The organism is Curtobacterium sp. AC273 (assembly GCF_979253735.1).
Map to the genome: position 1 here is coordinate 351601 of NZ_CEEDDU010000009.1, position 21551 is coordinate 373151.

Sequence of the window (21551 nt, forward strand, 5' to 3'; positions counted from 1 at the left end):
CTCCGCGCGGAACGCGACGTACACCCGCGCGTTCCGCCCGATCCGCTGCGCGATCACGCCGAGGCCGCTGTCGGCGGCGAACAGCGTGCCCCGGCCGATGGTCTCCGCGACGCGCGGGAAGTCCCGCTCGACGTCCGGGAACCGGCGGTCGAGGAACGTGATCCCGCTGTAGACCGGCTCGGTCCCGCCCACCGCGGCGCGGACGCGCGACCACGCACCGTCCGCTCCGACGACGAGGTCGGCGACGGCCTCGGTGTCGTCGTCGAACCGGAGACGCACCCGCCCGCCGTCGTCCTCGAGCGCACGGACGCGGTGCCCCCACTCGACGGTGCCGCGAGGGAGCCGGTCCAGCAGCAGACGACGGAGGCGCGGCCGTTCGACCTCGGCGTCGCCGGAGTCCGTCACCCCCGGCGACTCGCGCAGCACGGTCCCCGCGGCGTCGACGAGCCGCCCGACCGCTGCCTCGGGGTGGGCGATCTCGGCGAAGGCCGCGTCCAGGCCCATGCGTCGGAGCACGACGCGGCCGAGCGCACCGTCGATCCCGATGCTCCCGCCCTGGTCACGGGCGTCGGCGTCGGCGTCGCGCTCGTGGACACGGATCCGGTGCCCTGCGCGGGTGAGCAGCAGCGCGGTCGCGAGGCCCGCGATGCCGCCACCGCAGACCGCGATGTCCAGTACTCGTTGCATCCGACCTGCACGTCCTCACGTTCCGTGCGCGTTGCGCGCCTGTTCCGTGCCCGTACCTGGTCGACGGACAGGAGCAGCATCGGGTCGGACGGCTCGTGGTCGCATCCGTGCGACCACGGGGAGGACTGGTGGACGCGCTCGTCACCAGTCGCTGCGGGGCTGCGCGTGCTGCTCGTCCGGCCGGACGTCCTCGTCGCGGTCCGGGGTGCTCGTCGTCACCGGGTCGGTGCTGCCGTCGAACGACACGTCGGGATCGTTCACATGAGAATGCGTCATGCGAGCATCTTCGGTGGCCGCACCGGCTTCTCCCTCAGGGTTCCCACCGGTTCCTGCACCGGCGCGGGCCGGGCCGAGGGGCCGGTCGCCGGTGGTCGGTGTCCGGTGGTCCCACCGATGCACGACCGACCGGTGTCGCGGATCCTGGTGCGGACGCGGCCGTTCGGGTCGGCCCGTCGTTGGAGGCCGTGCCGGGGAACCGGGTCCCGCTGGGGGCCGCCCGGCGGGGACCGTGGGGGTCCTCGCCGCGGTTCCCCGGCGCGGGTTCCGTCCAGCACCGCTCACTCGCGCACGCCGTCCCCGGGACGGCGCGACGTCGACGGTCGCGGATGCCAGCGCAGCCGCGTGGACCAGCACAGCGCCAGCGTGGTCACCGTGAGGAACAGCAGGAGGGCGAGGACGTACGCGGCGACCGACGCGTACCCGTACCGGGACGTGTCGGGGTCCAGGAAACCGTACGGGTAGTAGTGGACCGCGTCACTCGCCTGGTCCCCGGTGAAGGGTCCCCGCGTCAGCGTGACGACGAGCCACACGACCGGCGCGGCGGCCACCAGGCCGACCGTCCGCAGTCGGACGGGGAGCCGGACGCGGTCCGGGGCGACGAGCCAGTCGAGGAGCACCAGCGCGGGGCCGACGATGTGCACGACGTCGTCGGCCCAGGGGAGCACCGAGCCGTCCGGGTGCGGCAGGCCGCGGAGCAGCACGTTGTCGGCGACGGCCGTCATCACGGCGCAGACCGTCACGGCGAGCCGTGTCGTCGTCCACGCGGTCGTCGGGCGGACCGCCAGCGCGAGCCGCACCACACCGACCACCAACACGACGACCGCCGCGGCGTTCGAGTCCTCCGTGAAGAACAGCGCGAAGTCGAGGGTCTTCCCCGGGATGCTCGTCACACCGATGTGGTGCCAGAAGACCACGCTCTGCCCGTACTGGGCAGCGAGTGCCAGGGCGATCAGGGTCGCCACCGCCGCCCGGGCGCTCGCGATCCCGGTCGCCGGTGCGTTCCGTGCCGGGAGTGCGGACGTCGGGCTGGGCGTCGACTGGTGCAGCTGGAGAGCAGCCACGATGGTCCTCCTTCGATCGCCCGGCCGGGATCGACCGGGCCCCACCACCCTCGGTCGAGCGCTCATGGTCGGCATCCGCAGGGCTGCTGAAGTCCACGTCGCCCTCCTTCGCCCTCCGGTGCCCGGTCGTGGTCGGCGTCGAACTCCGTGAGAGCGCGGAGGCGGCACCGGCACCCGGCCGCGCAGACTGTCCTCGTCCTCACCCCGACCACGGACTGGAGCCTCCTGTGCCCGCATCCCCCGCTGCCGTCACGAGCCTCGACCTCGGCGGCATCACGCTCACCTACGTGCCGGACGGCGAGTTCCGCGCCGAACCCGCGCTCGCCTACCCCCGCGGGCACGACGCCGTGCTGTCCGACGGCCTCGACGTGCTCGACGACGACGGGATGCTCGTCCTGAGCGTCGGCGCGATCCTCATCTCGACGCAGGGACGCCGCATCCTCGTCGACGCGGGCATCGGCAGACGGACCATCCCGCTCGTCCGACCCGGGACGACACGCGACGCGTTCATGCGCGGCAGCATGCTCCTCGACAACCTCCGCACGATCGGCGTCGAGCCCGGCGACGTCGACACGGTCCTGCTGACCCACCTGCACGCCGACCACGTCGGGTGGATCGGGGACGAGGACGTCGACGGGGTCCACACCTTCCCGCGCGCCGAGTACTGGCTCGACGACGCCGAGTGGGCGTTCTGGAACCGACCCGAGCACCGCTCCGACGCAGTCGCCCCGCGACCGAACGAGCTGGCCCTGATCGACGAGCGCCGACACAGCCTCACCGACGGCGCCCGACCGGTCGAGGGCGTCACCGCGGTCGCGACGACCGGGCACACCCCGGGCCACCACGCGTTCGCCGTGCAGGGGAGCCGCTCGACCGCCTTCATCGTCGGCGACGCGGTGCACTGCCCAGCAGAGGTGCTGCACCCCGACGTGGTCTGGGTCGGCGACCACGACGCCGAGGAAGCCGTCCGGACCCGTCGCGCCATCGCGCGTCGTGTCGGCACCGAGGACGTGGTCCTCGTCGGTCCGCACTTCCCGGACGCGGTGTTCCGCCGGTTCGACCCGGACGCCGCACGACCGGTCACCGACGCGCTGCGGTAGCCGAGCGGCGGGGCCGGGTGTGGGGCCGGGTCACCGTGGTGCCGAGCGCGGTCGTCGAGCGCTCGGCCCCGGGAAGGTGAGCGTGACGCGCAGCCCGTGTGGTTCGGCGTCTCCGAGGGTGAGGTCGGCCCCGTGCACGTCGGCGACCCAGGACACGATGGCGAGCCCGGTGCCGGTCCCACCCGCAGCGGTCGTCCGTCCACCCTCGAGCACCGCGCGCCGTCGGCGGACCGGGATCCCGAGCCCCGGTCCGTGACCGTCAGCACGTCGCCGCGGAGGGCCACCACGACCGGGCCGGTGCCGTGGCGGAGCGCGTTCTCGACGAGGTTCCGCACCGCCTGCGCCAGGAGCTCCGCGTGCCCGACGACCACCGACGGATCGAGGTCCAGCCGGACGTCGGACCCGGCCTCGGCGTCCTCGAACTCCGCGGCGCCCTCGAACTCCTCCACGGCGAGTTCGATCACCTGGTCGAGGCGGACGGGCTCGAGCTCGAACGACGCGGGGTCGGCGCTCCGGATGCGCGCGCGGTCGAGGAGCCGGCCCACCAGCGCCGACATCCGCGTGACCTGCGTCGAGATCGACCCGAGGTGCGGCGACCCGTCGTCGAGCGCGAGCCGCATCACGGCGAGTGGCGTCCGCAGTTCGTGGGCAGCCTCGCGGAGGAACTGCTCGTGCTGCTCGATGCTCCGGATGGACGGACGCACGGCGAGTCCGGAGAGGAGGTGTCCGAGCGCGGTCCCGAGGGCGCAGAGCCCGGCGACCGTCAGGACCAGCAGGAGATCGAGCCGACGGTGGTCGGGTGGGGCAGTGGCCGAGGCCCCGGCGAAGACGACGGTGTCGGAGTAGGGGACCGCCAGGACGACCCAGTCGACGGGCCGACCGCTCCCGACGGCGGGCGCCCTCGTCCGGACGGCCCCGTCGCCGTGCCGTGCTCGTGTCATCAGGTCGGTCATCGTCGCGGACGTGGGGAGCGCACGCTGCGACGGCGAGGCCACCACGATGCCGGCCGGGTCGACGTACGCGAAGGTGCCGTCGATCGACGTCCAGGTCGCGACGTCCTGCGCGTCGAACCGGACCTCGGGGCCGGACGACTCCGCCGACCGGGCCAGCTGCTCCGCGAGCACGGTGAGTTCGCGGTAGGTCTCGCGCGTGTGCGAGCGCGAGTCGATGACGGACGCCATCACGGCGAGGACCACCAGGCACATCGCCGTCGTGATCGCGAAGAGCACCGTGCCTCGCCACCGCAACCGGCGGAGGTGCCGCGCTTCAGGCGTCACCGGCCGCCTCGTCCCCCACGCGGTAGCCGACGCCGCGCACCGTGTGGATGGCGGGCGGCGACCCGAGGCGCTTCCGGAGCTGCCCGATCACGACGTCGACGACGTTGGACGCCGGATCGTGGAGTTCGTCCCAGCACCGTTCGACGAGCTCGGCCCTCGTCACGACGCCGCCGCCCGAACGGAGCAGTTCCTCGAGCACGGCGAACTCCTTCGCGCGGAGGAGCAGCTTCGTACCGTGCCGATGGACCGTGTGCCGCTGCACGTCCAGGTGGATGCCCACCGCATCGAGCACCGGGGGGAGCGTGACCTGGCCCCGACGGCTGAGCGCACGGACCCGTGCGACCAGCTCGACCGCGGCGAAGGGCTTCACGAGGTAGTCGTCCGCGCCGAGGTCGAAGCCCCTGACCCGGTCGGCCAACGCGTCCCGTGCGGTGATGAGGATCGCGGGCGTCAGGTCCCCGCTCCTCCGCAGCGCGGCGACCAGCTCCGAGCCGTCGCCACCGGGAACGCTCCGGTCGAGGACCAGGCACGCGTAGTCGCCGGAGACCGCGGCGACGTCGGCGTCCTGGTAGGTGCGGGTGACGTCGACCGCGTACCCCGCACGACGCAGGACGCGTTCGACCTCGGTCGCGAGGGACCGGTCGTCCTCCAGCAGCAGGACCTTCACGTCGTCGCCGTCCCACGCTCGCCGACGGACGGGGAGGACCCGGCACCGGTCGGCCGGGTGCCGTCCGGACCGCTCACCACCGGAGCGCTCCGCGTTCGTGCTCGCCCGCGTGCCGGTCGGGCCGGACGCACCGGATGCCGTAGACGCGGCAGCGGCACTGCGGTGCCGCGGGGAGCGCCCGGGTCGTCATCGTCCCGCCGGTCGGCATCGGCCGCGTCCGGTCAGACGACGTGGTCGGCGAGCGCACGGAGGTCACCACCCGCGCGCTCGGGCGACGGAACGGGTTCCGACAGGAGGCACCGGTCGAGGAGTTGTTCCACGAGCGCGGCGGCGCTCGGTGATCCCGTCGGCGTCGATCGAGCCCGGCAGGATCCGCACCTCGACGGTGTCGCGGACCGGGTCGGCGTCGAGGAGCGCGGTGAGGTTGACGTCGAAGAACTTGGTCAGACCGACGCCAGCCGCCGCGGTCTGCAGGTGCGGACCAGCCGTCGGCGGTCTCGACCAGTGCGAGGAGTTCGTCCGGCAGCCGACGGACCCTCGTGGCGGCGGGGTTCGAGCCGAGCGCAGACCGGAGCTCATCCCGCCAGAGCGCGAACAGCCGGACGAGGTTCGCGAACGGTCCGGGCGCTCGGAAGGGCGCTCCGTCGAAGTGCAGGTGCACCGCCGCTTCCCTGGGCACGGTGAAGCCGAGTGCCCGGGCCCGGCCGAGCAGGAGTTCGAGGGTCGCGTGGTGGTCGGCGGTCAGCGGGGCCGTCACGATCTCGCACGGGCGGTCGCGTCCGCGCGCGAGTGCCGTCGCCATGGCGAGGGTCGCTCCGCTCTCGTCGTCGAGCCGGCGGACGGGACCGATGACGTCGACCCGGGTACCGAACAGTTCCGCAGCCGACCGGAGGACGCGGTCGAACGGTGCGCCGGGGGTCTCGTGGCGCTCGACGAGCCGGAGCAGACGGGGCTCGTCGGACAGGATCCGGTACCAGCCGTCTTCCGCGCTCGGCACGTCCGTCGGGTCCGCGAGGTCGCGGAGGTCGTCGACCAGCGTGATGTCGTCGACGAACGACGCGACCGGTCGCCCGGCACCGTCGGTCACGGCGAACCCCGGGGTCAGGTGCCAGAACTGCCCCATCCCGGGGACGAGCGACGGTTCCGAGTCCGTGTGGAACACGGTCGAACGCGGCCGCCGACCTGGTCGGCCACACTCCGTGCGAGGGCACGGCGGTCGGAACCGCGCGGAGCCAGCAGCTCGATCTCGAAGCCGATGCGGCGCCTGAGGGTGGTCATCGTGGGTCCTTCGTGCGGTGGAGGGGAGATGCGGGACCGGTGCCGGGTCCGGGGACCCGGCACCGGTCCGTCGGTCACGGCTGGATCGGGAGCGGGATCTGCGGGGAGCTCAGCAGGTCCTGACCGGCCTTGACCTTGGCGCTGTAGGCGTCGATCTTCCAGATCTGGGCCAGCTTCTCGGCATCGGCGTAGTCGTACCCGGCGTTCGCGAACGCAGTGGCAGCGTCACCGGCCGAGGGCGTCGGGTGCTCCAGCGGGACCGGCTGGTTCGCCAGGGCCAGTGCGCCGGCCTTGGCCTTCGCGGCCTCCGGGGACACCTTCCACGAGGCGGCGAGGCGTGCCGCGAGCCCGCCGTCGTCGACCTCGGCGATCTCGAACGCGTGCACCTGCTGTGCCGTCGTGTAGCTCCGGGTGAACCCGGCACCGGGAGCGAACGGCAGCGTCTGGCCGGCACGGAGCTTCGCCCCGGCGGTGAACTTGGCGTGGTTCCGGTCCGGGGCGTTCCACAGGGCCGCGAGGTCGAGTGCGTCCTCGTACTTGTACCCGGCCGCGTAGTACGCGTCGAGGTTCTTCGTCGTGGGGTCGTTCTGGACCTTGCGGATCGCGGCGTCCTTCTCCGCCTTGGCGCGCTGGGCGCTGGTCGCAGCCGACGCGGGGAGGGTGCTGTGGGATGTCGTGCGCACCGCGGTGGTCGTCGTCGCGGCGTGGTGCGTCACCGTCGCCTGGGCGGGCAGCGTGCCGAAGAGTGCTGCGGCAGCGCACGCCGCAGCGCCGGTGACGAGGGCTGCGCCGCCGATGCGTCGGAACGCGCGGCCCCGTGTGCTCGAGGTGTTCGTGTTCATGGTCGTTTCCTTCCGATGGTGGAGTGGGACTGACTTCGCCGGATGAGTTCAGGGAGGGACGAGCGCATCGCGCCGACCTCAGAGGGGGAGCACCGCCTGGATGCCGATCAACGTCGCCGTCTCCGCGCGACAGGTCGATCCGAGGTACCCGGTGGGCAGGCCGGCCGTCAGGGTGCTGTCACTGTGCGGCAGCACCACCGCCAGCGCCTCCGGCTCGGCCTCGACGCAGTCGATCGGCGACTCCCCCGCGTGCAGGGCGACGTACACCTGTGCGCGCTTCGCCGGGCGGAGTGTGACCGCCGGCGAGGGGACGGCGCGGATCTCGAGGGCGTCCGGACCGAAGGGGCTCCCGTGGGAGACCAGGCGTGCCGTGGGCCATCCCTGCAGGACGCAGCTGTGGTCGCCCTCGTTCGTGAAGACGACGGCAAGGAGCACCGCACCCTCGTCGGTCGGACCGGGGCGGCAACGCCCGTTCCGTCGCGGCCGCTCACGCTGGCCGACAGCGAGGAGTCGTGGCACCGCGGCGACCGCAGGCTCTGCACGTGCTCGTGGTCCCGGCCGGTCGGGTGTGTGGACGACGTGCAACCGGCCGAAGGTCACGGCGACGGCGACCACCAGGGTCGCGATCACCGTCCCGCGGAACGTCAGCTGCTGCACACGGAAAACCTGACACTGGCGGCATGAGACGACGATGAAGCGGTCACGACCCGACGGTGCAGGTCTGCTCCGCCGCGCTCTGCCCCGTGATCGCCGACGGCAACGGGGTGGCTGACGGGCCCGGCTCGGCGGGCTGCGCCCGAGGTGGTCCCGGGAGCGCCGGCGCTGCCGTGCGCGGCCCCGGCGCTGCCGTCCGCGGCGTCGGACGACGGCGGAGCAGCGGTGACCGGCGTGGACGCCCGCCCCGTCGTGGAGTCGCTCAGCGACGTCCGCTGGTCGTCCTGGATGGCGACGTCGAGCGCGTGAGCGGGCTCGGGCTCCGGGAGGACGTGCGCGGGCGAATCGGGGTCGTCGGTGACGGGGTACTGCACGAAGAGCATGTCCGACGTGTCCATGGACCGGAGCATCGACGCCAGTCCCACGATCGTCCGGGGCTGGTGCAACCCGTCGGACAGCGTCATGTTGCTCAGCGCCGCACCGGCGAGACGGTAGAGCGTCACCGGATCGCTCAGCGTGCCGTTCGACGTCACCTTCCGGAGGAGCGCCGAGAGGAACACCTGCTGCGAGCTGATGCGGGCGAGATCGCTGGCGTCACCCACGCCGTGGCGCGACCGCAGGAACTCGAGCGCCGTCGCACCGCTGAGCGCGTGCGTCCCCGCCGAGAGGTGCAGCCCGACGTAGTCGTCGTCGATGGGCTTGGCGACGCAGACGTCGACACCACCGACGGCGTTCGACATCGCGATCACCCCGTCGAAGGTGATCAGACCGGCGTACGGGATCGTCACGCCGGTGAGGTTCTCGATGGTGTCCACGACGCACGAGATCCCGCCGTGGCCGAGCGCGGTGTTGAGCAGGGCCTTCGCGGCGGCGGGGTAGGTCGTTCCGCTCTCCGGGTTCCTGCAGGACGGGAGCGGGATCTCCAGGTCGCGCGGGAAGCTCACAGCGGTCAGCCGGGTGTGGTCGGCCGAGACGTGGACGAGGATCGTCACGTCGTTGCGCGCGCCGGCCGTGCCCGTCGGCCGCGTCGAACTGTCCGACGCGGGTGTCGGATCCGATCAGCAGGATGTTGGCCCCGCCCGGGATCGCGGTGATGTCGGCGGCCCGCGCAACGCTCTGGTCGTCGGTGCTGAGGGCGACCGTGTGCGGTGCCGCGTCGAGCTGCGCACCCGCGATCGCGACGAGGCTGGTGGCACTGACCAGGACGACGGCGGCCGCTGCGCCGAGCGATGCCCGTCACGCGGCCCCGTCCGCGCCGGCGCGGAAGCCGTCCGTGACGGGCGATGCCGAGGGCTGCGACCGGTGGCGCTGTGTCATGGGTACTCCGTTCGGTTGTGGTGCCGACCGGTACTCCGGCTCCGCCCCGAGCCGGAGCCGGGGCCGGAGCCGGAGCCGGGGCCGGAGCCGGAGCCGGACGCGTGTCCGACGCTCATGCGGGGCCGGAGCCTCGGCCAGGCCCGGGTCGTCCTGGCCGAGGTCGTTCAGGGCGAGCGCGAGCTGGGTGCGCGTGCGGACGCCCATCTTGCGGTAGGCGTTGCCGAGGTGCGTCTCGACCGTCCTGACGCTCACGAACAGCTGGGCGGCGATCTCGCGGTTCGTCCGTCCGGCGGCAGCCGACTGCGCGACCCGGGTCTCGGCGGCCGTCAGCAGCGCTCGACCGTCGACGGTGTCGGCCGCCTCGGCCAGACGCAGTGTCCGGGCGGCGATCCGCGGGTCGTCGGCGTGGATCCGGCTCGTCGCGACGTCGGCGAGCACCCTGTCGTGCCCGTCCGCTGCGGCCGGCGTCCAGCAGGAGCTGCGCACGGTCGAGTTGCGCGCGCGCCGACTCGGGTGCGAAGCCGCCGCGGCGGAGCTCCTCCACGGCTTCCTCGGCGAGCCGGAGCGACTCGTCCTGCTGGCCCCGCCGCATCGCGACCATCGCCCGGATCCGGAGTGACTGGCCGTGGGCATGGGGTCGCCGGTGGGACTCGTCGAGCGCGGCGAGTCGACGGGCGAGGTGTTCGGCGCCGTCGAGGTCGCCGAGGTGGACACGGGCACGGGCGAGCTCGATGTCGATCCACAGGCGTCGTCCCGGCTCCACGATGCCCTTCGCCTCGGCCAGCTCCAGGGCCAGCTCGAGCTCGGTCCGCGCCTCCGTCCAGTTCTCGGACCAGGCCGCGTCGATGCCGGCGAGGCCGTGGACGAGCAGGCTGCCGCGGATCGTCGCCGCCGGGCTCGACCACCCGGTCAGGATCTCCTCGAGCGTCTCGCGGTCGTTCCGGGTGAGTGCGAAGAGTCCCCGGGCGCGGGTGAGCGGAGCCGGCGGGTCCCCCAGGCGGAGCGCGTGCTGCTCGGCCTCGTGGAGGAGCGATGCCGCCTGGACGACGCGTCCGGCGAGGATCTCGACGATGGCCGCGTGCGCGAGCGCACGCGTGGTGGTCGGGTGCGCACCGAGCAGTTCCGCGGTCCGGACGAAGGCGGTGAGTGCGGGACGCGAACGGCCGAGGTCGTCTGCCTGGTAGGCGCCCGTCGCCTCGATGGACGCCGCGCTCGAGGTCAGGTCCAGCGTGCCGCTGGCCGACTCGACGGCCCGGGTCCTCGCGATGATCTCCGACGAGGAGTCCCTCGCCCGCGTCGAGGAGCCGGAACGCGAGGTCCTCCAGCGCTGCGCGCAGCGTGTTCCGGAGCGACCTCGGGCGGGAGCTCGGCGGCGCGGTCTTCGAGCTCGTGCGCGACGTCGCTCGCTCCACCGGAGGACCAGAGGATCCGGAGCACGTCGATGATCGATGCGCGCACGTCGCCCGACTCGAACGACCGTCTGGCGTTCGCGAGCCGACGGTCGAGCGCGTCGACGCCGAGGTCCTGCGCGATCGCCTCGGCGCTGACGACCGCGATCCGGTCGAACTGCTCCGGTGCCAGGACGGCGGGGTCGAGGGTCGCCGACAACCGCCTGGCGAGCGCGGCATCGCCGTGCGCTCCCGCGAGTTCCGCGGCGTGCAGGACGCGGTCCACGTGCGCGTCGGAGCGTCCGTCGGACCGCGCGACCGCGCGCATCGCCAGGCGCAGCGCGTTCGAGGTCGTCCCGATCCGGCGGGCGCGGCCCGAGGCGGCTCGCAGCTCCTCCGCGAGGTCCGGTCGCGGCCCCGGCAGGACGGCGTCGTCGCGGTGCTCGAGTCGTTGTTCAGCGGGCAGGGGGGACTCGGCGAGCCCGGCGTGCAGCGCTCGCCGCTCCTGCGCGGACAGCATCGCCGACATCGCGGCACGCAGGAGCGGGGTCCGGACGGCGACCTCGTGCCCCTTGGTGCTGAGGACGCCGAGTGCGACGCCCTCGGCGAGGGCGTCCTCCGCCTGCCCGACCACGTGGAAGAGCGCCTCGACGGTGCCACCGCGCATCGACGCCGTGACCGCGAGGACTTCTCGGACGGCCGGGGGGAGTCGTTCGATCCGACGGATCGTCGACGCGAGGGCACGTGACGTCGACGCGGCCGTCCGGTCGTCCCCGGAGAGCCGCGTGATCGCCAGGTCGATCGCCCACGACGGGTTGCCGCCGCTCTCCGTCGCGATCTCGTTGAGGTCCGTCGCGGAGAGGCCCCCGAGCTCGGAGTCCTTCAGGACGCCGGCGACCGCCGCGGGGCTGAGCGGCGCCAGGGAAGGCGAGTTGCGACGCGGTGAACACCACCTTCCACGAGGTGACCGGGCCGCCGGCGTCCAGCTCCCGCGCGACGATGAGCACCGTCCCGGCGGCCTCGTGCGGTGGCCGGAACATCGGGGCCATCAGGTCGACGGACTCCCGGTCCGCCAGGTGCGCGTCGTCCAGGATCACCACCGTGTGCGCCGCAGCAGGACGTTGCAGAGGTGCCGCAACGCCGCTTCGAGCATCCGGTGGTCGGCGAACCCCAGGGGAGCGGTCTGGAGCACCTGCTCCAGGACCGCCCGGTAGCCGATGGGCAGGGTGCGGAAGATGCGGTCGGGAACGAGTCGCGGGAGTGTCCTGACCGCCGCGTACGGGCCCGTCGTCCCCTCGTCGAACCGCAGCATCAACACGATGCGGTCCTGGGCCAGTCGGCCGGCGAGCGCCTCGAGCATCGTGGTCTTCCCGACGCCGGGTTCCCCAACGATGGCCAGGCGGCCGCCGCGTTCGCCGGCGACGCGCACCATGCGCTCCAACAGGTCGCGACGCTCGAGCGGGATGCGGTTGTGCGACGGCTGCTCGTCGCGTTGTCGGGCCATCAGGAGCGACCCTCGAACAGCGCGTCGGTGTGGGCGAGCGCCGACTTGGTCCGCGAGAGCGCCGTGTGCCGCGCGCCGACGGCGACGTCGCGGACCGTCCGCGCGAGCGGGTGCCCCGTGCGAAGTGCCGCGGCTCCGGTCCCGCTCACGAGGAGCGGGAGCGCCTGCTCGGCCGCGGCGAGTGCCTGCACGGCGAGGTCGGCCGAGGTGGCACGGGCCACGGCGGACAGCGCGTCCACCTCGTCGCGGAGTTCCGAGGGTGGCCGTGGCAGCGGCGTGCAGACCCGCGGCGCGGGCCACGTCGCGGGCGGCCGCACCGACCGCTGCCCGCACGTCGGCTCGGGCGGACCGCTCCCCGTGGGCTGCGACGTCGTCGAGGACCCGGTCGAGCGCCGACTCGACGGCGCCGATCAACGGGGAGGCGAAGAAGATCGTGGCGAAGAACGTCAGCGGAGCCACCGACGGCGCCGGCGCGAGGGTCGGGTCCTCCGAGCGGGCACGACGACGTCCTCGAGGTGCGCGGTGTCGCCACCGGAGCCCTGCAGGCCCGAGGGCGTCCCAGGTCGTCTCCACGCGGACGTCCGCGACGGGGACGAGGACCCGCACCAGCGCACCGGAGTCGACGTCGCGGACCGTCGCCATGACCCAGCCCGCCCAGGGCAGGCCGCTCGCCGGGGTCGAGACCGCGCGCACGTGGAACGCGCCGTCGGTCCAGGTGCCGGTGCCCTGCGGGGCGAGGGTGCCGGCCACGAGCGTGTCGCCGTCCGGCCCCCAGACCTCGCGCAGCGTCTCGTCGGGGAACTCCGCCACCGCGAGGTTCGTCACCGCGGCGACCGCGCCGATCCACCCGAGGTCGGCGTCGGCCGCTCCGAGGTCGCGCAGGCGATCGGCGATGTCGGCGACGGTCCACGGGGTCGGCCCACCGCGGTCGGGGCGCCGGGCGTCGAGCACCCCCGAGCGCGCGAGGTGCGCTCGCACCTGGTCGCGGTCGTGCTGCGTGGTCGGCTTCGAGACGGAGGGGGACATGGGCATCGGGCATCCTCAGGGCGATCGGTCGGCGCGGACGGCTCGCTGGGAGTCGGCACCGGGGGTTCATCTTCGGTCGGCGGTGTCGACGTCGTGTCGACGTCACGCCACCGGACGCATCAGGGGCGCCAGGTCCGCTCCCGAGCGCGAGCCCGTGGGTCGAACCCGCGCCGGTCGAGGCGACGACCCCGGGTGATGGTCGTCGTGATCGACCGCAGCGCCGACAGGTCGGACGTGGGGTCCTCCGCGGTGGCGATCATGTCGGCGCGTGCGCCCGGTGCGATGCGCCCGAGGTCGGCGGAGCGCCCGAGTGCCGCCGCGCCGCCGGCCGTCGCGGCGGCGAGTGCGCGGGCCGGGGTGAAGCCGGCCTGCTCGACCAGCAGGGCGAGTTCCCGGTGGATCGCGGGGAACGGGTCGTCGGGCGTCGTCGGGAAGTCGGTCCCGGCCGAGACCACGACACCGAGCTCGGCGGCACGGGCGGTGATGCGCGCGGCAGCGGACAGGCGTGCCGTCGGCGTGCCGGTGTGGGCGTCGACGAACAGCGTGGCGTCGAGCACGCAGCCTCGGCGACGCATCTCCCGCAGGAGCACGTCCACGGACTCGGGAACCCGGTCGCGGAACCGTTCCAGGTCGATGTCCTGCCGTGGCGGTGCGTAGGAGGTCGGGATCGGTCTGCCCTCGTGGCCGAGCAGGTAGGCGTGGCTCACGGAGTCCACTCCTGCCGCGACGACCTCCGATGGGCCGGACGGGAACACGGTGCCGTGCGCCCAGACCAGGAGGCCCTGACGGTGCGCCTCGTCCGTGATCCGACGGACGGTCTCTGGGTCGAGGTCCGCGTAGACCTTGATCGCGCGGGCGCCGGTACCCCGGGCGACCGCGACCGCCTGCGCCAGATCGGTGTCCGTGTCGACGGCCTGCATCCACGGGGCCGTCCCCGGCTCGTACCCCGCCGAGGCGACCCGCACCCGTTCGTCGTCGAAGAACGACGGACCGGCGAAGAAGGCCGCGAAGGCGATGTCGGGGGCGGGGAGCTCGCCGGCGGCGGAGGCCCGCGCGAGTTCCGCGACGACGCGGAGGTCGTCGGCCATCACCCGGATCGTGGTGACGCCGCCGTACACCTCGCGCTCGAGCTGCGCGGTGGCGTACGGCACGCACGGCGGGGTTGCGACGTGCTGGTGGCTGTCGACCAGTCCGGGGAGGAGGAAGGCGCCGTCGAGGTCCACACGCACGGTGCTCCCGGGTGCGGCGGCGGCGAGTGCGCGACGTGTCCCACGGCGAGGATCCGTTCGCCCCGCACCAGGACGGCTCCGTCGGGGACCGGCGCAGCGCCCGCTCCGGCCAGGACCGTCGCGTGCTCCCAGAGGACGTGGCGGTCGCCGTCGAGGTCGGGGTGGTCGTGGTCGATGAGGGGCTCCTGTCGCTCGTGGTGAGCCGATCCGCCCGCGGACGTTACGGCGTCCGGCCGGGCCGGCACCACGGTGGTATCCCCGAGACGGCCGCGGGTAGCCGGTACTGGACCGATTGGTCTCGAACTTTACGCTTTGTGGATCGATCGGTCAAGAATGTTCGGCCACACCATGCCGTGCCTGCGTGGACGCTCAGGACGAGCACTGGTCACGATGGCCGAGAGGTGCTTAATCTACATAGGTCGATCAAAATCGACCGACGAGGGACCACCCGTGCCACAGGAAGCCCGACGGATCGCCGAGACCGCACACTGGTGGGTCGACCGAGCAGCCGACCTGTCCACCGCGCCGCTCCGCGCGGACCGCCGCGAGCAGTGGCACGCCGACGTCGCGGCCGCTCCGGAGGTCGGCGTCCCGCGCACGGCCCTCGTGCTCGGGATGATCACGACCGCTGCCTTCCACCGCTCCGCGCACCCCCGACCAGGAGGATCGATGAACCCGTCCCGTCCCGCGCACGCTCGCCCCGCCCGGCTCCTCCTCGCTGCCGCCGTCCTGTCCGTCGTCGCCGCGTCCGTCCTCGACCAGACGGTGTTCTTCGTCGTGTCCAGCACCGCGCAGTACCGCGTGGGCGAGGCGTTCGAGGTCGTCCTCGGCTTCCTCGTCCCGCTGGCCCTGGTGCTCGTCGCGCTGTCCCGCGTGACCACGAGCCGCCGGCGGTGGGGCGCGGCCGCGGTCGCGGCCGTCGCCGGCTCCTGCGCGGTCGCGGTCGGCGTGGTCCTCGGCGGTGCGGTCTGGGTCGTCGCCGCGAGCATCGGGTTCGCCGCCCTGCTGGCCGCGTGGTTCCTCGCGAACGCCGTGCGGCCTCGCGCCTGGTTCCTCGTCGGGTCGCCGGCCGTGGTGCTCGTCGCCATCGGCCTGGCCGCGCTCGTCGCCCGTGCCGCCGTCGACGCGTCGACGTCGACCCGCCCGGTGCTGTGGCAGGTGGAGGGCGTGGTCACGCTCGCGGCTCCGCTCGCCGTGGCCGTCGCCGTCGCCGTGCTGCTGCCGCTCCGGACCGTCGACCGCTCCGCCGGCCAGCAGGTGGCCGCCTGACGGAACCGCTCACCCGTGCGACCGCCCCGGGCACAGCGTCCCGGTGATGTCACCGATGCGGGGTCCGCCGGCTGCGGCGAGCATCGCGCCATGACCACGAAGACCGCTGTGCTCCTCCGACAACACGTCCACGCTCTCCAGCGGCTGACGGCGGCCAGCCCGGTCGGACGGGTCGCCCGCGCGGGCTCGCTCGCGTACACCGACTCCGGCATCGACGTCGCGGCGTTCAACGCGATCACGGTGACGGGCGCGGCCTGGTCCGGCGGCGACCTCGACCGGGCGGCCGGACTCGCCGCGGCGAGTGGCCGGCCCTGGTCGATCACCGCTCAGCGGGGGACGGGGACGGTCCGGGACGGGGCTCGCCTGCGTGCCGTCGAGCGCGCCGCCGCGCGCCACGGTCTCACCGAGCGGGACGAGGACCCGTTCCTGGTGTGCCAGCGCGCCGACTTCCGACCGCCGACCCGGTCGGGACCGGCGGACGGACCGGCGGCGCGGATCCGGGTCGACACGGTGTCCGCCGATGCCTGGCGTGCGTACACCGCGACCGTCGCGGCCGGGTTCGAGGTACCGCGAGCGGCGTTCGGCTCGGTCTTCGGGGGCGGACTGCTCGACGATCCGCTGGTCACGGGGTACGCCGTCCGGCTCGACGACCACGTCGTCGGTTCCGGCCTCGGCGTCCGGACGGACGACGGGCTCGGGGTCCACAACATCGCGGTCCTGCCCGGTGAACGCTGCCACGGCGCAGGGCGGGCGGTGACGGAACGGGTCGTGCAGGACGGCTTCGCCGACGGCGCGACCGCCGCGTACCTCGTCAGCTCGGTCGACGGGCTCCGGCTGTACCGGTCGCTCGGGTTCCGGCAGGTGGACACCCTCGTCCGGTGGTCCGCGGCGTGAGCGCGCGTCACGCCCGGTCCCTCGTCGCGCTGGGCATCGGCGTGGCCACGGCCTGGGTCGTCTGCCGCGCGCTCCTCCGGTGGGTGGTGCTGCAACTGGGCGGAGTCGGTCCCGACCCGCTGCTGCCCGAGGACGACTGAGGTGCCGCCCTCCGCCGTCGAGCGCGGTCGTCAGGCCACGCGCTCCCGCACCGGCTGCCGTCGCGCGAACGCGCGGACCAGGGCGAAGAAGCCGTACCGCCCGCCGGGCTCGGCGACGATCAGGTGCGCGTCGAGCAGGTCCTCGACCACCGCACGCGTCGACCTCGTGTCACGGCGGAGCGCACGTGCCGCCTCCTCCACGGAGAACGGTCCCTCCGGCAGGTGCGACAGCCGGTGGAAGGCATCGCGCTGGTCCTCGCGCAGCCCGGCGGACGCGCGTCGGAACGGCGCGTCGACGATCCGGCAGTCGGCGTGCATCACGACCGGCTGGTCGAGGTCGTCGTAGAGCTGCTGCTCGATCTCCGCGACGGTCCAGGTCGGCCGGTCCGCCAGGCGGGCAGCCGCGACACGGACGGCGAGGGGCTGGTGGGAGCAGGCGGCCGCGAGGCCTGGCCGTCGGCCCCGGCTCGGCCGCGAGCCGCTCGTGACCGACCAGTCGACCCATCAGGTCGATCGACTCCTCCGGCGCGAGGGGAGCAGGGTCGTCCACCGCGTACCCGGAAGGTCGAGGAACCGTCGGACCGATGTCACGAGGGTCAGCGAGCCCGGTCCGGACGGCAGCAGCGGACGCACCTGGGCGCTGCTCGCCGCGTCGTCGAGGACGAGCAGCACCCGACGGTCGGCGACCAGGGACCGCCACGCCGTGGAGCGTTCCTCCAGACCGTCGGGGATCGTCGACCGTGGGACGCCGGCGGTCCGGAGCAGCGACAGCAGGGCGTCCGAGGCGGTCAGCGGGTGCCCGCCGGCGGCGCGGAGGTCGACGAAGAACTGCCCGTCGGGGAACGCCGCGCGCACCCGGTGGGCCGCATGCACCGCGAACGCCGTCTTGCCCATGCCGCCGAGTCCGGTGATCCCGAGGACGCCGCCGGACGAATCCTGGGCGACGACGCGTCGGAGGCGCTGGAGTTCGTCGGCACGGCCGACGAAGTCGGCGAGGTCCGGGGGCAGCTGGGCGGGCGCCGCGGCGGGTGGGCGGTCGGACCGGCGGGCCGGGAGGCGCGGTGACGGACGCGGGGGGCGCCTCCAGTCCGACGGCCGGTTCCGTGACGTCGTCCTGCAGCAACCGTTGGTGCACCTGCCGCAGCGCGCTGCCGGGGGAGACGCCGAGCTGGTCGGCGAGCCGGTGCCGGAAGTCGTCGTACGCGCCGAGGGCCTCGTTGCGGAGGCCGAGCGCGAGGAGCGTCTCGAGCAGGAGCGCGGCGACGCGCTCGTCGAGCGGACGGTCCTCGGCCACACGTCGGAGCTCCGGCAGGGCGTCCTCGTACCGACCGAGCCGGACCTCGAGCGTCGCGCGTGCGAAGGCCACCTCGTCGTGGAGCTCACCGAGCCGGAATCGCTGGGCGTCGGCCCACGAGCCGGGCAGCCCTCCGAGTGCGGTCCCGGTCCAGCGGGCGGCCGCGGCCGCGAGCTCGTCGGCGGCTCCGGCGACGTCACCGGCACGGACCAGGTCGCGGGCGCGACGCCGGGCCGTCTCGACGACCGCGACGTCGAGTTCGGCCGAGCCACGGTCGAGGTGGTAGGCCCCGCCGTCCGTCCCGATCACCAGCCCGTCGGCCTCCGCGTGGGGTGCGAGGACCCGTCGCAGGCGGTACACGTACGTGCGCAGGACGCCGGCGGCGCTCCGGGGCGGGGTGTCGCCCCAGATCCGGTCCACGACCGTGTCGACGTCCACCGGGCGTCCGTCGGCGAGCAGCAGCATCGCCAGCACGGCTCGCTGCTGCGGCGACCCGATGTCGAGGTCGACACCGTGCGCGGCGGCGGTGACCGGCCCGAGGACGGCGAACCGGACGGTGGGGAGCGCGGATGGGCGCATGGGCGTGCTTCCTGTGCAGATCGGTCCCGGTGCCCGGGACACGAGCGCCCGCGTCAGAACGACGCGAGTGCGGTGGTGGTGAGCTGGTGGATGCTCGTCGAGGCGCAGGCCTCGAACAGCGAGCCGGAGGCGGCGACGAAGAGCGACTGCCGCGATCCCGGCGGGATGACCCGGAACCCGTCGGTCGTGCGCGGCTCGCAGGTCGCGGCGTCCCAGTCGCCCGACTGCTCGACGGTCACGATCGCCTGGACCTCGTGGCCCGGTCGGAGCGTCAGGGTCGGGTGCGGCGCGGACCGGTCGAGCGTGGCCGGGTTGCCGATCTGCGCGCCGTCGCCCCCGCCCACGAAGGACACGCCGGGCCAGCCCTGCAGGGGTGCAGGACCGGGTGCCGGAGTCGCGGAGGACGATCGCGACCCGTTCGGCTCCCGCGCCGCCACCCCCGCCGCCGTCCGCGATCGAACCCGACAGCTCGGCGACGGTGCACCGGGCGCCGTCGGCGTCTCCCGCCCCGGCAGGCGACGCGCCGGACGCGGTGGTGGAGCCACTCGGTGCGGCGCTCGCGGGCGCGGTCCCCGGCGTCGAGGGGGTCGTGCCCTGACCGGACGTGGGCGTCGCGGTCGGGGCGGAGGTCGTCGCACCGGTGCTCGCAGCCTCCGGGGTCGAAGCGCTCGAGGCGCCGTTCCCGGTGGCGGCGCACCCGGTCAGCAGTACCGCGAGCGTCACGATCGCGATGGTCGGCGTGAGGAGCCGTGCACGGGGAGTCGTCATCGTCTCAGCGTGCGACCCCTCGGGGGTCCGGGCCACGGCTGTCAGGATGACCCGCATCACCCTGGAGGATGAATGTTCCGGGTCGGTACCACCGGACCGGACGAGGTCGGTGGTTGTACGGATGCCGGCGCGCCCGGTCGCGACGACCCTTGCCCCATGCCGGAACCCGAAGTCATGGCCGCTCGCCCCACGACCCGCCAGTGGATCAGTGGTGCCCGACCGCGCACGCTGCCGCTGAGCGTCGTCTCGGTGCTGCTCGGGACGGGCGTCGCCGTCGCCGGCACGGACGGCGGCGCGGCGGCGTGGGCCGGCCACGGTCGGCACGTCGGCATCGCCGTGCTCTGCCTCGTCGTCGCCCTCTGCCTGCAGATCGGTGTCAACTACAGCAACGACTACTCGGACGGTGTGCGCGGGACGGACCGCTTCCGCCGTGGTCCGGCGCGGCTGACCGGCGCCGGGACCGCGACGCCGCGGGCGGTCCTCCGCGTCGGCCTGACGTTCTTCGGGATCGCGGCGGTGGCCGGACTGGTCATCGTGCTGCTCACCGGACTCTGGTGGATGCTCGTCGTCGGGGCGGCGACGATCGTCGCCGCCTGGTACTACACGGGCGGCAAGCGGCCGTACGGGTACCGGGCGCTCGGCGAGGTCTCGGTGTTCGTGTTCTTCGGGCTCGTCGCCGTCCTCGGCACCCAGGTCGCGCAACTCGGGCACGTCACCGGGCAGGGCTGGGCAGCGGGCACCGCCGCGGGGCTGTTCGCCTGCGGGGTCCTCATGGTCAACAACATCCGTGACCTGGAGGTCGACCGGCTCGCCGACAAGCGCACCCTCGCGGTCGTCGTCGGCGAGCGGGGCGCGCGCTCGTTGTACGCGTTCTTCATGCTGGCGCCCTTCCTCGTCCTGCTGGTCTTCGTCGTCGCCGCTCCGCTGACCCTCGTCGCGGCCGCGGCGCTCGCCCTGGCCTTCCCGGCAGTGGCCATCGGCTCCCGGCCGGCGGAGGCGCCCGGCTCATCGCGGCGCTCCAGCTGTCGTCGTTCGCCTCGTTGGCGTTCGGCGTGCTCCTCACGGTGGCGCTGGTCACCAGCGCCGCCTGAGCGACGCCCCCACTCTCGTAGTCCCACTCCAGACGGAGGTCCACCATGCGCATCGTCTTCACCGCCAACCCGCTCCCGGGGCACATCGTGCCGATGGTCCCGCTGATGCGTGCCGCCCTCGCTGCCGGCCACCGGGTCGCCCTCGTCACCGGTGCCGACGCGGCGGACTTCGTGCACGCGCAGGGCAGCCCCGACATCGAGGTCCTGCCCGCCGGCCCGCCCACCCTCGTCGCGATGGCCGACATGCAGCGGGAGACCGGCACGAGCCCGGCGACCGCGCCGCGACCCGACACCGTCGCCGAGTACTTCGCCGTCCGGCGGGTCGCAGCGGCTGTGGACGACGCTGTCGAGGCCGCACGGGCCTGGCACCCGGACGTCGTCATCAGCGAGAGCCTCGACCACGTCGGGCCGTACGTCGCCGCGGCGCTCGACGTGCCGTTCCTCCGGCACGGCTTCGGCCCGGAGCGCCCGGAGCCCGTCCTGGCCGCGATGGCCGCGGCGTCCGCGCGTTCCGCCGCGGCGCGCGGTGTCGAGCTGCCGCCGGTGGCGGCGTGGATCGACGTCTACCCGGCGTTCCTCGAGGCTGCCGGGACGGTCCGCGAGGGTCGTCGCATCGCCCTGCGCCCGTCGGCGCACGGAGCGGTCGGGGCGTCGGACGCCCCGGTGTCCGCAACGCCTCGGACCCGTCCGCGGGTGCTCGTGACGATGGGCACCGTGTTCACCGACCAGGCGCTGCTGGACCGCACGGTCGCCTCGTCGGAGCGGGAGGGACTCGCGGTCGACCTCGTGACGACCGCCGTCAACGGCGTGCAGGCCCGTGCGGGTTCGCCCGACTCCGCCGTGCGGGTCGTCAACGTGCCGTTCCGTCCGCTCGCCGAGCTGCTCGCCGACGTCGACGCGGTCGTCACCGTCGGCGGCGCCGGCACCGTCCTCGGGGCGCTCGTCGCCGGGGTCCCGCTCGTGGTGATGCCGCTGGGTGCCGACCACTCCGTGAACGCCCTGCGAGCGACGGCAGCCGGTGCCGCCGTGACCGTCGACTCCCCGGAAGCCGTCGGTCCGTCGCTCCGCCGCGTCCTCGAGGACGAGGGCCTGCGTCGGTCCGCCCGGGACGTCGCAGACCGGATCCGTGCGCTGCCGTCGGTGGAGTCGGCGCTCGCCGAGGTCGAGCAGGTCGTCGCTGCCGCGACCCGGGAGCGCGTGTGACCGC

The 21551-nt window shown here is 74.0% G+C and carries 22 protein-coding genes and 2 pseudogenes; 7 read left to right on the plus strand and 17 right to left on the minus strand.

The window, feature by feature from the left end; all coding sequences use genetic code 11:
• Positions 1–15: 15 nt before the first annotated feature.
• From ACZ8AI_RS17000 to ACZ8AI_RS17010, 3 genes and pseudogenes are all read right to left on the minus strand, one after another.
• Positions 16–687, minus strand: a pseudogene (locus ACZ8AI_RS17000) (FAD-dependent oxidoreductase); the annotation flags it as partial.
• A 141-nt stretch (positions 688–828) separates the two neighbouring features.
• A complete protein-coding gene (locus ACZ8AI_RS17005; protein WP_464859112.1) occupies positions 829–963 on the minus strand; it encodes a hypothetical protein in 135 nt (44 codons plus the stop codon).
• Between the two features lie 281 nt (positions 964–1244).
• Positions 1245–2027, minus strand: a complete 783-nt coding sequence (locus ACZ8AI_RS17010; RefSeq protein WP_464859113.1) for a Pr6Pr family membrane protein — start codon at positions 2025–2027, stop codon at positions 1245–1247.
• A gap of 227 nt (positions 2028–2254) precedes the next feature.
• Between ACZ8AI_RS17010 and ACZ8AI_RS17015 the strand changes: the two genes are divergently transcribed.
• Positions 2255–3127: an MBL fold metallo-hydrolase gene (locus ACZ8AI_RS17015; protein WP_464859114.1), complete on the plus strand. Its 873-nt coding sequence runs from the start codon at positions 2255–2257 to the stop codon at positions 3125–3127.
• A gap of 30 nt (positions 3128–3157) precedes the next feature.
• Here ACZ8AI_RS17015 and ACZ8AI_RS17020 read toward each other — a convergent pair whose 3' ends face one another.
• Together ACZ8AI_RS17020 and ACZ8AI_RS17025 are read right to left on the minus strand one after the other, a co-directional pair.
• Positions 3158–3340 carry a hypothetical protein gene (locus ACZ8AI_RS17020; RefSeq protein WP_464859115.1) on the minus strand — a complete coding sequence of 61 codons (183 nt, stop codon included), beginning with the start codon at positions 3338–3340 and terminating at the stop codon, positions 3158–3160.
• A 308-nt stretch (positions 3341–3648) separates the two neighbouring features.
• Positions 3649–4080, minus strand: a pseudogene (locus ACZ8AI_RS17025) (histidine kinase dimerization/phospho-acceptor domain-containing protein); the annotation flags it as partial.
• Between the two features lie 10 nt (positions 4081–4090).
• Here ACZ8AI_RS17025 and ACZ8AI_RS17030 point away from each other — a divergent pair.
• The gene (locus ACZ8AI_RS17030; protein ID WP_464859116.1) at positions 4091–4267 is read left to right on the plus strand and encodes a hypothetical protein; all 177 of its coding nucleotides are present in this window, start codon (positions 4091–4093) and stop codon (positions 4265–4267) included.
• 126 nt (positions 4268–4393) lie between these two features.
• On the opposite strand, the gene ACZ8AI_RS17035 is transcribed toward ACZ8AI_RS17030, so the two are convergent.
• The 10 genes from ACZ8AI_RS17035 to ACZ8AI_RS17080 form a co-directional block, all read right to left on the minus strand.
• Entirely contained in the window at positions 4394–5071 is a 678-nt protein-coding gene (locus tag ACZ8AI_RS17035; RefSeq protein WP_133520781.1) for a response regulator transcription factor, read from the minus strand.
• Between the two features lie 73 nt (positions 5072–5144).
• The gene (locus ACZ8AI_RS17040; RefSeq protein ID WP_464859117.1) at positions 5145–6194 is read right to left on the minus strand and encodes an amidoligase family protein; all 1050 of its coding nucleotides are present in this window, start codon (positions 6192–6194) and stop codon (positions 5145–5147) included.
• Complete coding sequence (locus ACZ8AI_RS17045) at positions 6173–6349, minus strand: hypothetical protein (RefSeq protein WP_464859118.1); 177 nt, start codon at positions 6347–6349, stop codon at positions 6173–6175. Before ACZ8AI_RS17045 ends, ACZ8AI_RS17040 begins: the two co-directional genes overlap by 22 nt.
• A 74-nt stretch (positions 6350–6423) precedes the next feature.
• Positions 6424–7191 carry a hypothetical protein gene (locus ACZ8AI_RS17050; RefSeq protein WP_464859119.1) on the minus strand — a complete coding sequence of 256 codons (768 nt, stop codon included), beginning with the start codon at positions 7189–7191 and terminating at the stop codon, positions 6424–6426.
• A 78-nt stretch (positions 7192–7269) separates the two neighbouring features.
• Positions 7270–7626 (minus strand): DUF4232 domain-containing protein, encoded by a 357-nt coding sequence (locus tag ACZ8AI_RS17055; protein ID WP_464859120.1) that lies wholly within the window; start codon positions 7624–7626, stop codon positions 7270–7272.
• A gap of 209 nt (positions 7627–7835) precedes the next feature.
• Positions 7836–8837 (minus strand): LCP family protein, encoded by a 1002-nt coding sequence (locus ACZ8AI_RS17060; protein ID WP_464859121.1) that lies wholly within the window; start codon positions 8835–8837, stop codon positions 7836–7838.
• 244 nt (positions 8838–9081) lie between these two features.
• Positions 9082–9600, minus strand: coding sequence for a helix-turn-helix domain-containing protein (locus ACZ8AI_RS17065; RefSeq protein WP_464859122.1), 519 nt, complete (start codon positions 9598–9600; stop codon positions 9082–9084).
• Between the two features lie 780 nt (positions 9601–10380).
• Complete coding sequence (locus ACZ8AI_RS17070) at positions 10381–11217, minus strand: hypothetical protein (RefSeq protein ID WP_464859123.1); 837 nt, start codon at positions 11215–11217, stop codon at positions 10381–10383.
• Positions 11218–11643: 426 nt separating this feature from the next.
• On the minus strand, positions 11644–13086 hold the full coding sequence (locus ACZ8AI_RS17075; protein WP_464859124.1) for a hypothetical protein: 1443 nt from the start codon (positions 13084–13086) through the stop codon (positions 11644–11646).
• Between the two features lie 113 nt (positions 13087–13199).
• Positions 13200–14303, minus strand: a complete 1104-nt coding sequence (locus ACZ8AI_RS17080; RefSeq protein ID WP_464859125.1) for an amidohydrolase family protein — start codon at positions 14301–14303, stop codon at positions 13200–13202.
• A 456-nt stretch (positions 14304–14759) separates the two neighbouring features.
• On the opposite strand from ACZ8AI_RS17080, the gene ACZ8AI_RS17085 reads away from it, so the two are divergent.
• The 3 genes from ACZ8AI_RS17085 (at position 14760) to ACZ8AI_RS17095 (ending at position 16612) form a co-directional block, all read left to right on the plus strand.
• Positions 14760–15578, plus strand: a complete 819-nt coding sequence (locus tag ACZ8AI_RS17085; RefSeq protein WP_464859126.1) for a hypothetical protein — start codon at positions 14760–14762, stop codon at positions 15576–15578.
• A gap of 90 nt (positions 15579–15668) precedes the next feature.
• Entirely contained in the window at positions 15669–16472 is an 804-nt protein-coding gene (locus ACZ8AI_RS17090; RefSeq protein WP_464859127.1) for a GNAT family N-acetyltransferase, read from the plus strand.
• Positions 16469–16612 carry a hypothetical protein gene (locus ACZ8AI_RS17095; RefSeq protein ID WP_166645760.1) on the plus strand — a complete coding sequence of 48 codons (144 nt, stop codon included), beginning with the start codon at positions 16469–16471 and terminating at the stop codon, positions 16610–16612. The genes ACZ8AI_RS17090 and ACZ8AI_RS17095 overlap by 4 nt, the downstream gene beginning before the upstream one ends.
• Before the next feature lie 169 nt (positions 16613–16781).
• Here the strand turns inward: ACZ8AI_RS17095 and ACZ8AI_RS17100 are convergent, their stop codons facing one another.
• Positions 16782–18485: an AfsR/SARP family transcriptional regulator gene (locus ACZ8AI_RS17100; RefSeq protein ID WP_464859128.1), complete on the minus strand. Its 1704-nt coding sequence runs from the start codon at positions 18483–18485 to the stop codon at positions 16782–16784.
• A gap of 53 nt (positions 18486–18538) precedes the next feature.
• Entirely contained in the window at positions 18539–19123 is a 585-nt protein-coding gene (locus tag ACZ8AI_RS17105) for a DUF4232 domain-containing protein (protein WP_464859129.1), read from the minus strand.
• Positions 19124–19409: 286 nt separating this feature from the next.
• Between ACZ8AI_RS17105 and ACZ8AI_RS17110 the strand changes: the two genes are divergently transcribed.
• Both ACZ8AI_RS17110 and ACZ8AI_RS17115 read left to right on the plus strand, forming a co-directional pair.
• The gene (locus tag ACZ8AI_RS17110) at positions 19410–20450 is read left to right on the plus strand and encodes a 1,4-dihydroxy-2-naphthoate polyprenyltransferase (protein ID WP_464859130.1); all 1041 of its coding nucleotides are present in this window, start codon (positions 19410–19412) and stop codon (positions 20448–20450) included.
• Entirely contained in the window at positions 20390–21547 is a 1158-nt protein-coding gene (locus tag ACZ8AI_RS17115) for a glycosyltransferase (protein WP_464859131.1), read from the plus strand. Before ACZ8AI_RS17110 ends, ACZ8AI_RS17115 begins: the two co-directional genes overlap by 61 nt.
• Positions 21548–21551: the final 4 nt, after the last annotated feature.

What these genes read in the sequence shown, in the direction of transcription:
- ACZ8AI_RS17090 (WP_464859127.1), top strand. Translation starts at nt 15,669, where the DNA reads ATGACCACGAAGACCGCTGTGCTCCTCCGACAACACGTCCACGCTCTC.
- ACZ8AI_RS17050 (WP_464859119.1), bottom strand. Translation starts at nt 7,191, where the DNA reads ATGAACACGAACACCTCGAGCACACGGGGCCGCGCGTTCCGACGCATC.
- ACZ8AI_RS17100 (WP_464859128.1), bottom strand. Translation starts at nt 18,485, where the DNA reads ATGCGCCCATCCGCGCTCCCCACCGTCCGGTTCGCCGTCCTCGGGCCG.
- ACZ8AI_RS17075 (WP_464859124.1), bottom strand. Translation starts at nt 13,086, where the DNA reads ATGCCCATGTCCCCCTCCGTCTCGAAGCCGACCACGCAGCACGACCGC.
- ACZ8AI_RS17070 (WP_464859123.1), bottom strand. Translation starts at nt 11,217, where the DNA reads ATGCGCGGTGGCACCGTCGAGGCGCTCTTCCACGTGGTCGGGCAGGCG.
- ACZ8AI_RS17005 (WP_464859112.1), bottom strand. Translation starts at nt 963, where the DNA reads ATGACGCATTCTCATGTGAACGATCCCGACGTGTCGTTCGACGGCAGC.
- ACZ8AI_RS17040 (WP_464859117.1), bottom strand. Translation starts at nt 6,194, where the DNA reads ATGGGGCAGTTCTGGCACCTGACCCCGGGGTTCGCCGTGACCGACGGT.
- ACZ8AI_RS17110 (WP_464859130.1), top strand. Translation starts at nt 19,410, where the DNA reads ATGCCGGAACCCGAAGTCATGGCCGCTCGCCCCACGACCCGCCAGTGG.
- ACZ8AI_RS17115 (WP_464859131.1), top strand. Translation starts at nt 20,390, where the DNA reads ATGCGCATCGTCTTCACCGCCAACCCGCTCCCGGGGCACATCGTGCCG.
- ACZ8AI_RS17045 (WP_464859118.1), bottom strand. Translation starts at nt 6,349, where the DNA reads ATGACCACCCTCAGGCGCCGCATCGGCTTCGAGATCGAGCTGCTGGCT.